Annotated in this window: 10 protein-coding genes; 9 read left to right on the top strand and 1 reads right to left on the bottom strand. The window is 68.8% G+C overall.

The window, feature by feature from the left end; genetic code table 11:
• Window positions 1–65 precede the first annotated feature (65 nt).
• The 6 genes from AC07RM_RS17105 to AC07RM_RS17080 all read left to right on the top strand — a co-directional run bounded on the left by AC07RM_RS17105 (window position 66) and on the right by AC07RM_RS17080 (window position 9,446).
• Complete coding sequence (locus tag AC07RM_RS17105; protein ID WP_093349154.1) at window positions 66–1,106, top strand: putative 2-aminoethylphosphonate ABC transporter substrate-binding protein; 1,041 nt, start codon at window positions 66–68, stop codon at window positions 1,104–1,106.
• Between the two features lie 184 nt (window positions 1,107–1,290).
• Window positions 1,291–2,430: a putative 2-aminoethylphosphonate ABC transporter ATP-binding protein gene (locus tag AC07RM_RS17100; RefSeq protein ID WP_490875775.1), complete on the top strand. Its 1,140-nt coding sequence runs from the start codon at window positions 1,291–1,293 to the stop codon at window positions 2,428–2,430.
• A complete protein-coding gene (locus AC07RM_RS17095; RefSeq protein WP_203205031.1) occupies window positions 2,427–4,160 on the top strand; it encodes a putative 2-aminoethylphosphonate ABC transporter permease subunit in 1,734 nt (577 codons plus the stop codon). Before AC07RM_RS17100 ends, AC07RM_RS17095 begins: the two co-directional genes overlap by 4 nt.
• 39 nt (window positions 4,161–4,199) lie before the next feature.
• Window positions 4,200–5,330: a 2-aminoethylphosphonate--pyruvate transaminase gene (locus tag AC07RM_RS17090; RefSeq protein WP_495335290.1), complete on the top strand. Its 1,131-nt coding sequence runs from the start codon at window positions 4,200–4,202 to the stop codon at window positions 5,328–5,330.
• A 79-nt stretch (window positions 5,331–5,409) separates the two neighbouring features.
• On the top strand, window positions 5,410–6,849 hold the full coding sequence (locus AC07RM_RS17085) for an MFS transporter (RefSeq protein ID WP_495317029.1): 1,440 nt from the start codon (window positions 5,410–5,412) through the stop codon (window positions 6,847–6,849).
• 239 nt (window positions 6,850–7,088) lie between these two features.
• Window positions 7,089–9,446 (top strand): alpha/beta hydrolase, encoded by a 2,358-nt coding sequence (locus tag AC07RM_RS17080; protein ID WP_495335289.1) that lies wholly within the window; start codon window positions 7,089–7,091, stop codon window positions 9,444–9,446.
• A gap of 12 nt (window positions 9,447–9,458) precedes the next feature.
• Here AC07RM_RS17080 and AC07RM_RS17075 read toward each other — a convergent pair whose 3' ends face one another.
• Window positions 9,459–10,763, bottom strand: coding sequence for an SUMF1/EgtB/PvdO family nonheme iron enzyme (locus tag AC07RM_RS17075; protein WP_495335288.1), 1,305 nt, complete (start codon window positions 10,761–10,763; stop codon window positions 9,459–9,461).
• Between the two features lie 177 nt (window positions 10,764–10,940).
• Between AC07RM_RS17075 and AC07RM_RS17070 the strand changes: the two genes are divergently transcribed.
• From AC07RM_RS17070 to AC07RM_RS17060, 3 genes are all read left to right on the top strand, one after another.
• Window positions 10,941–11,480, top strand: coding sequence for a TRAP transporter small permease subunit (locus AC07RM_RS17070; protein WP_495335287.1), 540 nt, complete (start codon window positions 10,941–10,943; stop codon window positions 11,478–11,480).
• A 65-nt stretch (window positions 11,481–11,545) separates the two neighbouring features.
• Entirely contained in the window at window positions 11,546–13,087 is a 1,542-nt protein-coding gene (locus tag AC07RM_RS17065; protein ID WP_495335286.1) for a TRAP transporter large permease, read from the top strand.
• Window positions 13,084–13,566 (top strand): hypothetical protein, encoded by a 483-nt coding sequence (locus tag AC07RM_RS17060; protein WP_495335285.1) that lies wholly within the window; start codon window positions 13,084–13,086, stop codon window positions 13,564–13,566. The genes AC07RM_RS17065 and AC07RM_RS17060 overlap by 4 nt, the downstream gene beginning before the upstream one ends.
• The last annotated feature ends 1 nt before the right edge of the window (window position 13,567 follow it).

The raw sequence follows: 13,567 nt of genomic DNA, 5'->3' as shown, positions 1-13,567 counted from the left end.
GCCGCCAGGCCCCGGACGCCCGCCACTCACCCTTTCGTGACAGCAAGCCCTCTCAGGAGAAACAGATGACGATGAAACCAAGCTCGCGCCGTCTCGCGGCCGTCCTGTGCGCCGCGGCGCTCGGCCTCGCGGCCAGCGGCGCCGCCTGGGCGCAGAAGACCTCGCTCCTGGTCTACACCGCGCTCGAGACCGATGCCATGAAGCTCTACAAGGACGCCTTCGAGAAGGCCAATCCCGACATCGAGGTGAAGTGGGTGCGCGACTCCACCGGCATCGTCACCGCCAAGCTGCTGGCCGAGAAAGCCAATCCGCAGGCCGACGTGGTGGCCGGCCTGGCCGCCAGCAGCCTCGCGCTGCTGCAGCAGGAAGGCATGCTGCTGCCCTACGAGCCCAAGGGCTTCAAGGAACTGAACCCGGCCTACTCCGATGCCGCGCGCCCGCCGGCCTGGGTCGGCATGGACGTCTGGGCCGCCACCATCTGCTTCAACCGGGTCGAGGCCCAGAAGCTGGGCCTGCCCAAGCCCGAGAGCTGGAAGGACCTGGCCAAGCCGGTCTACAAGGGCGCCATCTCGATGCCGCACCCGGCCTCCAGCGGCACCGGCTACCTCGACGTCTCCTCGTGGCTGCAGATGTGGGGCGATGCCGAGGGCTGGAAGTACATGGACGCGCTGCACCAGAACATCGCGCAGTACGTGCACTCGGGCTCCAAGCCCTGCAAGCAGGCCGGCGCGGGCGAATTCCCGATCGGCATCTCGTTCGAGTTCCGCGCCCACCAGGTCAAGAAGTCGGGCGCCCCGGTCGACCTGATCTTTCCGAAGGAAGGCCTGGGCTGGGACATCGAGGCCACCAGCCTCATGAAGACCAGCACCAAGCTCGAGCAGGCCAGGCGCTTCGCCGACTGGATGGCGAGCAAGGAGGCCAACCAGATCAGCGCGCGCTGGTGGGCCGTGGTGGCCTATCCCGGCGTGGTCTCGAAGCTCGAGGGCATTCCCGACAACTACGAGAAGCTGCTCGCGAAGAACGACCTGAACTGGGCCGCCAAGAACCGCGAACGCATCCTGGCCGAGTGGAGCAAGCGCTACGAAGGCAAGGCCGAAGCTAAATAGGCTCGCCCCCAGGCTGCGCGCACTTCGTGTCGCTTCGCCAACCCCCTACCGGGGGCGACACCGGCGGCCCGGCGAAGCCGGTTCCGCGGTGTCCCGCGAAAAAGTCCGATCGACCGCTGTCTTTCTGTCCTTCTTCAACCCGCGGACGCGCGTCCCGCGCGTCCGCCAACGACGAGTGCGAACAATGGATACGACCGACACCCCGTTCATGGCCGGCCGGCGGCCCGCGAGCGGCGCCGCGGCGCTCGAGGTCATCGGGGTCCGCAAGGACTTCGAGACCTTCAGCGCGCTGCGCGACGTGCACCTGCGCGTCAACCCCGGCGAGATGCTGTGCTTCCTCGGCCCCTCGGGCTGCGGCAAGACCACGCTGCTGCGCATCATCGCGGGGCTGGAGACGCAGACCTCCGGCCAGATCCTGCAGAACGGCAAGGACGTCTCGTGGCTGCCGCCCGACCGGCGCGACTACGGCATCGTGTTCCAGTCCTATGCCCTGTTCCCCAACCTCACGATCGCCGAGAACATCGGCTACGGCCTGGTCAACGGCCGGGCCCGGCGCGCCGAGGTCAAGGCGCGCGTCGACGAGCTGCTGACCCTGGTCGGCCTGCCGACCTCGGGCGCCAAGTACCCGAGCCAGCTCTCGGGCGGCCAGCAGCAGCGCGTGGCGCTGGCGCGCGCGCTTGCCACCCGGCCTGGGCTGCTGCTGCTCGACGAGCCGCTGTCGGCGCTCGACGCGCTCGAGCGCATCCGCCTGCGCGGCGAGATCCGCCGGCTGCAGAAGCAGGTCGGCATCACCACCATCATGGTCACGCACGACCAGGAGGAGGCGCTGTCGATGGCCGACCGCATCGTGGTCATGAACCACGGCGTGATCGAGCAGGTCGGCACGCCGATGGAGGTCTACGAGCAGCCGGCCACGCCCTTCGTGGCGGACTTCGTCGGCAAGGTCAACGTGCTGCGCTCGGTGGCGCTGGGCAACCACCGCTTCCAGGTCGGCGACATGGAGCTGCAGTGCGATGCCTGCGACGGCGCCTTCGAGCCCGGCGAGGCGGTCAACCTCTACCTGCGGCCCGAGGACCGCGCGGTCGAGCACCTGCGCGAGGACACGGCCAACCGGCTGCAGGCCATGGTCACCAAGGTCGAGTTCCTCGGCGGCCTGTGCATCGCCGAGGTGACGGCCGATGCACTGCACGGCCAGACGCTCGGCCTGCACTTCTCGCTCAACCAGCTGCACGACCTCGGCATCCGCGAGGGCCACACGGTCGACATCGCGCTGCGCGCCAACCGCATCCGCGCCTTCTCCGCCGCGCGCGCGCCGCAACCATGAACACGCTGGCCCATCCCCTCGCCGCCAAGCCGGCCATCAGCACGCGGCCCGCCCTGCGCTGGAGCCGCGACGAGACCATCGCGCGCGCCGTGCTGTGCGTCGTGATGGCGATGCTGTTCGTGTTCCTGGTCGCGCCGCTGCTCACCATCCTCGCGCACGCGGTGCAGGACAAGGACGGCCGCTTCGTCGGCCTGGCGCACTTCATCACCTACTTCCAGACGCCGAGCCTGCTGCGCGCCGCCTGGAACTCGGTCTGGGTCGCGGCCGCGGTGGTCGCGATCTCGGTGCCCACGGCCTTCGTGTTCGCCTACGCGCTCACGCGCAGCCGCATGCCGGCGCCGCTCAAGGCCGTGTTCCGCCTCATCGCGCTGATCCCGCTGCTCGCGCCCTCGCTGCTGTCGGCGATCTCCTTCGTGCAATGGTTCGGCAACCAGGGCGCGCTCAAGTTCCTGCTGGGCGGCACCTCGATCTACGGCGCGCCCGGCATCATCCTGGCCGAGGTCTACAACACCTTCCCGCATGCGCTGATGATCCTGGTCACCGCGCTGTCGCTGGCCGACGGGCGGCTCTACGAGGCCGCCACCGCGCTGCGCACGCGGCCGCTGCGGCAGTTCATGACCATCACCCTGCCTTCGTGCAAGTACGGCCTGATCAGCGCGGCCACCGTGGTCTTCACCTACGTGGTCAGCGACTTTGGCGCGCCCAAGGTGATCGGCGGCAACTTCAACGTGCTGTCGGTCGACGTCTTCAAGCAGGTGGTCGGGCAGCACAACTTCTCGATCGGCGCGGTGGTCGGCATGCTGCTGCTGCTGCCGTCGATCGTCTCCTTCGTGATCGACTACGTGGTGCGGCGCAAGCTCAAGGCACAGCTCACGGCGCGCTCGGTGCCCTACAGCCCGAAGCGCCGGCGCGTGGCCGACACCCTGCTCACGCTGTTCTGCACCGTGGTCTGCGCTTTCCTGCTGGCCACCATCGGCATGGCGGTCTACACCTCGCTGATCGCGCTGTGGCCCTACGACCAGTCGTTCACGCTCAAGCACTACCACTTCGTGCTGGTCGAGAGCGACATGGCCGCGGCCTACGGCAACAGCCTGCTGGTGGCCATGGCCACCGCGGTGGCCGGCTCGCTGATCGTGTTCACGGGCGCCTACCTGATCGAGAAGACGCGCGGCCTGGGCCTGATGCGCAAGGGCATGCACCTGATGGCCGTGCTTTCGATGGCGGTGCCGGGCCTGGTGCTGGGCCTGGGCTACGTGATGTTCTTCAACCATCCGGCCAACCCGCTGAACTTCCTCTACCAGACGATGGCGATCCTGATCGTGTCGATGGTGGTGCACTACTACACCTCGAGCCACCTCACGGCCGTGACCGCGCTCAAGCAGATCGACAACGAGTTCGAGGCCGTCTCGGCCTCGCTCAAGGTGCCGTTCTTCAAGACCTTCCTGCGCGTCACGGTGCCGGTGTGCCTGCCGGCCATCCTCGACATCGGGCGCTACTTCTTCGTGGTGTCGATGGCCAGCCTGTCGTGCGCCATCTTCCTCTACACGCCCGAGACCATCCTCGCGTCGGTCGCGATCATGCACATGGACGACGCCGGCGACATCGGCCCGGCCGCCGCGCTGGCCAGCCTGATCGTGGTCACCTCGACGCTGGTGTGCATCGCCTATGCGCTGCTCACGCGCGTGCTGCTCGCGCGCACGCAGGCCTGGCGCAACCTGGGCCGCGGCTGAACAGCCCTTCCTCATTCCCCTTCCCTGCCTGGAGACACCATGAGTCAAGCCCCGCATCCGATCCTGCTCACCCCCGGCCCCCTGACCACCTCCGAGCGCACGCGCCAGGCGATGCTGCGCGACTGGGGATCATGGGACGGCGACTTCAACCAGATCACCGCGCGCATCCGCCGCCAGGTGCTGGAGATCGTGCACGGCACGGGCACGCACGAATGCGTGCCGCTGCAGGGCAGTGGCACCTTCTCGGTCGAGGCCGCCATCGGCACCGTGGTGCCGCGCGACGGCCACGTGCTGGTGCCGAGCAACGGCGCCTACTGCCAGCGCCTCGCGAAGATCTGCAAGGTGCTGGGCCGCAAGCTGACCACCATCGACTACACCGAGGAGAAGCAGATCTCGCCCGCCGACGTGGACCGCGCGCTCGCGGCCGACCCCGGCATCACCCACGTCGCGGTGGTGCACTGCGAGACCGGCGCCGGCGTGCTCAACCCGCTGCACGAGATCGCGCTGGTGGTGGCCAGGCACGGGCGCGGCCTGATCGTCGATGCCATGAGCTCCTTCGGCGCGCTCGAGATCGACGCGCGCAAGACGCCGTTCGACGCGGTGGTCGCGGCCTCGGGCAAGTGCCTCGAGGGCGTGCCGGGCATGGGCTTCGTGATCGTCAAGCGCAGCACGCTCGAGCAATGCGAAGGCCACAGCCCCTCGCTGAGCCTGGACCTGTACGACCAGTGGGTCTACATGGAGCGAACCACGCAGTGGCGCTTCACGCCGCCCACCCACGTGGTGGCCGCGCTCGACACCGCGATCGCGCAGTACGTGGAGGAAGGCGGCCTGGCCGCGCGCGGCGGCCGCTATGCGCGCAACTGCAAGGCGCTGGTCGGCGGGCTGGCCGCGCTGGGCCTGCGCGCCTTCCTCGACCCCGCCATCCAGGCGCCGATCATCGTCACCTTCCATGCGCCCGACGATCCGCGCTACGACTTCAAGACCTTCTACAACGAGGTCAAGCGGCGCGGCTACATCCTCTATCCCGGCAAGCTCACGCAGGTGGAGACCTTCCGCGTGGGCTGCATGGGGCACTTCGGCGACGCGGGCATCCCGGGCGCGGTCGCCGCCATCGCCGAGACGCTCGAGGCCATGGGCATCCGGCAGGCATCGGCCGCCGTCGCGGCCTGAGCGAGCAGTTCATCGGACCGGCGCATTGCAGCGTCGGTCCTACAAAGCGGGGCACGGCGCGCTTCCCATAATCGTGCGCATGACGGTGCTGCGCAGCGACATCCCCGCCCGCCTCGACCGCCTACCCTGGTCGCGCTGGCACTGGCGCGTGGTGATCGCCCTCGGCGTGGCCTGGGTGCTCGACGGCCTCGAGGTCACCCTGGTGGGCTCGATCGGCGCCGTGCTCGAACGGCCCGACACGCTCGGGCTCACGGCCGGCGAGATCGGCCTCTCGGGCTCGATCTACGTGGCCGGCGCCGTGCTCGGCGCGCTGCTGTTCGGCCGGCTCACCGACCGGCTCGGACGCAAGAAGCTGTTCCTGGTCACGCTGGTGGTCTACACGCTCGGCACGCTGGCCACGGCCTTCTCTCCCGACTTCGCCTTCTTCGCGCTGTGCCGCTTCGTCACCGGGCTGGGCATCGGTGGCGAGTACGCGGCGATCAACTCGGCGATCGACGAGCTGATCCCCGCGCGCGTGCGCGGTCGCGTCAACCTCGCGATCAACGGCAGCTTCTGGATCGGTGCCGCGCTCGGCGCCGGGCTGAGCCTGGTGCTGCTCGATGCGCGCGTGATCGGCCCGGTGTGGGGCTGGCGCGCCGGCTTCGGCCTGGGCGCGGTGCTCGCGGTGGCGATCCTGCTGGTGCGCCGCCACGTGCCCGAGAGCCCGCGCTGGCTGATCGCGCATGGCCGCGCCGACGAAGCCAAACGCATCGTCGACGAGATCGAGGCCGAGGTCTCGGCGCAGCACGGCCCGCTGCCCGCGCCGCGCAGCTACGTCGACTACACGGCCGCGCGCCGCGAGAGCCCGCCGATGCGGCAGGTGGCGCGCGTGCTGCTCCAGCACTACCGGCAGCGCAGCGTGGTCGCGCTCGCCTTGATGATCGCGCAGGCCTTCTTCTACAACGCGATCTTCTTCACCTATGCGCTGGTGCTGACGCGCTTCTACGCCGTGCCCGAGGCCAGCGTGGCGCTCTACATCTTCCCGTTCGCGCTCGGCAACGTGCTGGGGCCGCTGCTGCTGGGCCCGCTGTTCGACAGCGTGGGCCGGCGCCGCATGATCGCGCTGACCTATGTGCTCGCGGGCGTGGGGCTGGCCTTCACCGGCTGGGCCTTCATGCAGGGCTGGCTCGACGCGCGCAGCCAGGCGCTGTGCTGGTCGGCCGTGTTCTTCCTGGCCTCGGCCGCCGCGAGCTCGGCCTACCTCACGGTCAGCGAGGTGTTCCCGCTCGAGATGCGCGCGATGGCGATCGCGATCTTCTATGCCATCGGCATGGGCGCGGGCGGCTTCGCGGCGCCGGTGCTGTTCGGCCTCTTGATCGAGACCGGCAGCCGCGGCGCGGTGATGGTGGGCTACTGCTTCGCCGCGGTGCTGGTGGTGGTGGCCGGGCTGCTGGCCTTGCGCTACGCGGCCGACGCCGAACGCAAGCCGCTCGAGGAGGTGGCGCCGCCGCTGGCCTCCGGGCATGGCGGCGAACGCTGAGGCGCACAAACAACATCGCCACACGGTTGCACTAGGAAGGTGCCACGCGGGGGCACGTGAATTGCTTGCACCCCACGGTCCGCAGCGCGAGACGCAGGACTCTCACAAACGTCGACACCCGTCTTCGATTCATTGGCTATCGCGATGCCGACATCGCCAGAGGCGAGTTGCGGCCCCGCCGCCCATCGCCTCGATCCTTAAGAAATCTTGGGAGAAAGCAAATGAAAAGAAGGCGTTCCATGCGCATGGCGGCAGCCTGCGCGATCGTTCTTGCACTCGCGCTCGCGAGCGGATGCGGAGGCGGCGACGGCGGCGGCAGCACGCTGTCGCTCACGGCCCTGCCCACCGCACCCACCGCGACCGCCGACCCCGCGCCGACGATTCCCGTGACCACCCCGCCCGATCCGCAGGACCCGACGGCGATCACGCGCTTCACGGCGACGGTGCCGTTCGGCGAGAAGGGCGACTACCAGTCCTCGGCGCAGGTGGTCTATGGCTTCGGCACCACCGCGGTGGCCGATGCGCAATACAAGGACGTGATCTACACGGTGCCGCTGCAGGGCACGGTGCGCTATCCGGCCGGGCCCGCCGGCACGCCGGGCAGTTCCAAGGTCCAGCCCTCGGCCAGCGGCGGCCATCCGGTGGTGGTGTTCCTGCATGGCATGCACGACTCCTCCGATCTCAACAACGCCAAGGGCTACGACTACCTGCAGAAGGACCTGGCCGAGCACGGCTATGTCGCCTTCTCCATCGACGCCGGAAAGATCAACGGGCTCAGCAGCTGGAACGCCTCGGACGCCGGCGCGTTCGCGCGCGGCCAGTTGCTCATGACCACGCTCGACCTGCTGCGCGCCGGCAATGCAACCGGCCTCTTCAACGGTGTCGCGATGCCCGAGCTCAAGGGCAAGCTGGACCTCGAGCGCGTGGGCATCGTCGGCCATTCGCGCGGCGCGGAAGCGGTCGCGTACGCGGTGGAACTGAACAAGCAGCGCATCGGCATCAGCTACCAGGACGTCGAGACGGCACGCCGCAGCCGCGAGCTCGTTGCACTGGCCAAGGCCGAGAAGGAGAAAGCCGAGAAGCGGGTCGATGAAGCCACTGCCGCCGCCACCGACATCACCGTGAAGCTGTTCATGGCCCAGGCGGCGCTGCTGGCCGCGCGAATCCAGTCGCCGCCCGCCTCGCCCGAGAAGATCGACGCTCTGACGCAGGCCCTGCAGCAGTTGCAGCAGCAGGCGGCGCAGGCGAAGGAACGGGTCGCCGCCGAGCAAGCCGCGCTCGAGGAAGTCAACGCCAGGTTCCGGGATGTGAGCACGTTCTCGTACGCGATCAACGCGGACAGCGAGAAGTGGCTCGCGCAGATGACCTCGCTCGAGGCCCTGCTGCAATCGGGCGTCGTCTTGCCGTCGGCCACCGAGCCGCCGCACCGCGTTCGCGCCGTGTTCTCGCTGGCGCCGATCAATGCCAGGCAGCTGTCGCGCGTGACCCATGTGCCGTTCGCGACCCTGCTGCCCACCTGCGACGGCGATGTCTACAACATGCCCGGCGCGCAGATCTTCGACGACAGCCGCAACACGGCGAGCGACGAGAGCGCGCCCAAGTACCAGGTGGTCGTCAGGGGCGCCAACCACAACTTCTACAACGACCACTGGTCCGAGGACGACGATGCCGAGAAGTTCGCCCCGCTCTATTGCCAATCGGGAAAGATCGACACGCTGCGCCTGAGCCCCGACGACCAGCGCCGCAACGGCGCGTTCCTGATGGCCTCGTTCCTGCGTTACTTCGTCGGCGACGAGTTCCAGTTCGCGCCCTACTGGAAAGGCCAGGCCCCGATTCCATCGGCCGGCTGCCCGGCCGGTGAAAGCAGTTGCGACGAACGCGTCGTGCTGACGGTGCATCAGCCCGCCGCCCAGCGCAAGCTGCTGCAGGACTTCCGCAACGTGGATGCCAGTGCGAAGAACGCGAGCGGGCTGTCGACCACCTACGAGCGCTTCAAGACGACCGTTCAATGCCGCTTCCTGGCCATCATCGCCCAGCCGAACGATCGAAAGGCGTCCTGCACCGACCCCGTGAGCCAGCTTCCGGCCGAAGCCCTGTTCAAGGAAGGCGAGCTCTACAACCCCTCCTCGTACGACAGGAAAACCCTGCTGCTCTGGTCGATCACCGACCAGGCCCAGCTGCAGTGGGACACGGCCGGCCCCACGGTGGCGATCGACACCGGCGACCTCTCCGCCCAGGGCTTCGACACGCTGAGCGTGCGCGTCGCCGTGCTGGCACCGATCGGCCAGGAGGTCGAGATCGCGCTGACCGACACGCAGGGCCGCAAGGCGGCGCTCAAGGGCAGCGACTTCAGCGATGCGCTCTACGGCATCGCGCGCAAGCCCGATGGCGCGATCCCGCTGGTCGACGCGCCCGATGACGCGATCTATGCCGACACCGGCACCACGCGGCCGCTGCTGAACATGGTGGCGGTCCCGCTGAAGGCCTTTGCGCTGCATGGCGTGGACATCGCGCACATCCAACGGGTGACACTGCGCTTTCCGAAGGCCGCGGGCAGCGTGGCCGTCACCGACGTGCAGCTGCAGCGGATGAACTGAAGGCCGCGCCGGCTACAGCGCGCAGGTCCTGAACCCCAGGAAGCCGTCGTCGCGCTGCGGCAGCGCGAAGCCGCGCCGTCGCATCGAACGCAGCCGCGCGCGCGTGGCGAACGAGGCCCCGCGCAGCACGCGCGCGCGGCCGAAGCCCGCGGCGGGATCGAACTCGCCGCCGCCGCTCCACGGATCGGCGCGGTAGCCGGGCCAGGGCTGCAGCGTGCCCGCGGTCCATTCGTGCACATCGCCCCAGCGGAAGCCGCGGCGCGCCGCGGTGTGGGCCGCGATCTCCCACTCGACCTCGGTCGCGATGCGGCGGCCCGCCCAGCGCGCCCAGGCATCGGCCTCCCACCAGCTCAGGTGCACCGCGCTGTGGTGGCCGGCGGCGCGCACGGTGGCGCCGAAGCGCTGCTGCAGCACCGAGCCGCCGGTGGCGCTGCGCGCCGCGCCGATCTGCTCCACGTGGCGCGGCCCGCGCCGGCCCTCGGCCTGCGCGGCCAGCCAGCGCCAGCCCTCGCCGTGCCAGAGCTCCTCGCGGTCGTAGCCGCCGTCGTCGACGAATTCGGTGAACTGGTTCCAGGTGACCGGCTGGGCATCGATCTCGAACTCGGGCACGTCGACGCGGTGCGCACCGCGCTCCTGCGCGAAGGCGAAGCCGGCCTCGTCGCGGCCCAGGCTCCAGCGCGTGGCCGGCAGCGCCAGCGGCTCGCGCACCACGCTCACGGGCGCCTGCTCGATGCCCAGCGGCAGCCCGAGGGTCTGCGCCATCACCACGAACTGCTCGCCGCGCAGGTCCTCGTGGAACAGCGCGAGGCGGTAGAAGTACAGGCCGGCATCGGTCTCGGCCGCATGCTCGAGCAGTTCGAGCGTGCTCTCGAGCGTCTCGAGCAGGTAGGCCTTGGTCTGGGCCAGGTCCGGCAGCTCGGGCGACCAGCGGCGCTCGGGGCCGATCTGGGCCGGGTTCCACCAGTCGTCGGCGCCGGGGTCGATGGCCGCGAGCCGCGTCGGCCGCACCGGGCAGTCGACACCGAAGGCACGCTGCGTGTTGCGCCCGATCCACCATTCGGCGAACCAGCCGATGTGGCCGGCCAGCCAGACCGGCGGCTGCATGCCCTCCTGCGCCTGCAGCTCGCGCGGCACCGGCAGCGCGGCCGAGCCGAGCGCCTGCTCGTAGAGCGCCAGCAGGTGCAGCGTGTGGTTGCGCGCATCGATCAGCGCCAGCGACAGCAGTTCGCGGCCGGCACGGTGCATGTCGGGCGAGTCGATCGAATGCGGCAGGCCCAGGGCGCCTGAAGGAGTCGAGGGCTGCGGGCTGGAAGACATCGGGCGATTATGGGCACCCGCCGGCGGACGTCGTGGGCGCCGACTCCCGGGTAAACCCGGGCGTCGCGGCCTGGGCGGACGGGGCAATACAAAGGTACACCGCGTTACCATTGCGGGCTTTGCGTCGACCCCACCAGGGCCGGTCGCTATCACCCTGGGCTTTGTGGGAGACACCCCTTGTCTGCATTCCTCAAATTCGCGGCCGGCATGGACTGGATCAGCGAAAAGTTCGGCAAGTTCGCCGGCTACACCGTCCTGGCGGCCTCGCTCATCTCCGCCGCCAACGCACTGGTGCGCTACGGCTTCGACTTCAGCAACAACGCCTTCCTCGAGATCCAGTGGTACCTGTTCGCGGCCACCGTGATGCTCGGTGCGCCCGTGGTGCTGCGCTTCAACGAGCACGTGCGCGTGGACATCATCTACGGCAAGCTCAAGGGCAACGGCCCGGTCTACGTCGACCTGTTCGGCCTGATCTTCTTCCTGCTGCCGGTGATGGGCATGTTCACCTACCTCACCTGGCCCTACTTCTGGAACACCTGGGTCACGGGCGAGATGTCGGGCAACATCGGCGGCCTGGTCCGCTGGCCCGCCGCGCTGCTGATGCCGGTGGGTTTCGCCGCCATGTTCCTGCAGGGCGTGGCGGAAATCATCAAGCGCATTGCCTACCTGCGTGGGCTCATCGAGATGAACACGCACTACGAGAAGCCGGTGCAGTGAGCGCGCAGCGCCCTCGCCCCGTCACCGTCTCCCTTCTCTGTGTCCCAACGGCAGGATAAGTAGAAATGCACATGGAAAACTTCGCCCCGATCATGTTCGCGGGGCTCGTCGTGATCATGCTGATCGGGTTCCCGGTCGCGTTCTCGCTCTCGGCACTCGGCCTGATCTGCGGCTTCTTCGCGATCGAGATGGGCTGGTTCCCGGCCGGCTTCATGGCCAACCTGCCGCTCAACGTCTTCGGCATCCTGTCGAACGAGACGCTGCTGGCGATCCCCTTCTTCACGCTGATGGGAGCCGTACTGGAGAAATGCGGGCTGGCCGAGGACATGCTCGACTCCATGGGCCAGCTGTTCGGCCCGGTGCGCGGCGGCCTCGGCTACTCGGTGATCATCGTGGGCTTCATCCTCGGCGCCATCACCGGCACGGTGGCGGGCCAGGTGATCGCGATGGCGATGATCTCGCTGCCGGTGATGATGCGCTACGGCTACAACATGCGCTACTCGACCGGCGTGCTCGCCGCCTCGGGGACCATCACGCAGCTGGTGCCGCCCTCGCTGGTGCTGATCGTCATGGCCGACCAGCTCGGCACCGACGTCGGCCAGATGTACAAGGGCGCCTGGGGTCCGTCGATCCTGCAGGTGATCATCTTCGCGATCTACACCTTCCTGATCGGGCGCATCTACCCGAGCTACGTGCCGGGCCTGCCGGCCAGCGCGCGCACGCTGCACGGCTGGGCGCTGTGGGGCAAGTGCCTGCGCGGCATCATCCCCTCGGCCATCCTGATCTTCGCGGTGCTGGGCTCGATGGGCGGCCTGCCGTTCATGGACAAGGCCATCGCCACGCCGACCGAGGCCGGCGCCATGGGCGCGGTCGGCGCGCTGATCCTCGCGCTGGTCCACCGCCGGCTGAACTGGGAACTGCTCAAGGGCGCGATGGAAGGCACGATGCGCCTGACGGCCATGGTGGTGTTCATCCTGATCGGCTCGCGCGTGTTCTCGCTGGTGTTCCAGGGCGTGGACGGCGCCAAGTGGATCGAGCACATGCTCTCGGGCCTGCCGGGCGGCCAGGTCGGCTTCCTGATCGCGGTCAACATCTTCGTCTTCTTCCTCGCGTTCTTCCTCGACTTCTTCGAGATCGCGTTCATCATCCTGCCGCTTTTGGGCCCCGTGGCCCACAAGCTCGGCATCGACATGGTGTGGTTCGGCGTGCTGCTGTGCGTGAACATGCAGACCTCGTTCATGCATCCGCCGTTCGGCTTCGCGCTGTTCTATTTGCGAGGGATCGCCGACACCCTGTTCAAGAACGGGGCGCTGCCCAAGAAGGTGGAGTCGCGCGACATCTACCTGGGCGCCGTGCCCTGGGTCATCATGCAGCTGCTGCTGGTGGCCATCGTGATCTTCTTCCCGCAGACGGTGACCGTGTTCCTCGACAAGGAGAAGGTGGTCGACATCGACAAGGTGATCCTCGAGATGCCGGTGGACGAGCAGTCGAACGCACCCGACGCCAACGGCGTGAACATGGAAGACCCGTTCGGCAACGAGAAGAAGGACGAGCCGGCCCCGGCGGCCGAGCCCGCGCCGGCGCCCGCCGACGGCGCCAAGCAGTGACGCAGGCCGGCGCCGACGAAGGCGCTGCGCTCGAGAGCGCCGCCTTCCCGCCGCTGCTGCGCACGCTCGCGGTCGTGATCGTCGTCGACCTCTTCGCCATCGCGCTCTGGAGCCTGCCCTCGCTGCGCGAGACCAGCTGGTCGACCTCGAGCCTCGTGGTCTTCGGCCTCGCGGGCCTGTGCGTGGTGTGGGTCGGCTACTGGATCGTCTACAGCCGTACGCGGCTCGAGGGCGACGAACTGGTCCAGACCTGGCTGTGGACCAAGCGCGTGCGCGCGCAGGATGCCTCGCAGCTCAAGCTGGTCCATATCCGCATGCTCGAGCGCGTCGTCGCGCCGCGCCTCCTGGTGCGCCGTCGCAATGGCGGCATCACCTGGTTCCATGCCTACGACCCGAAGGTGCTGGTCGCCTTCGGCGAGCAGGTGGCGCTGCGCGCGGTACCGGCACGGGCACCGGCTTCCGACGACAACGGCGCCTGAG

It is taken from the genome of Variovorax sp. GW821-FHT09B05, assembly GCF_059418265.1.
Note: the sequence above shows the minus strand (reverse complement) of the source record. Positions and strands in the feature narration are given on the sequence as shown.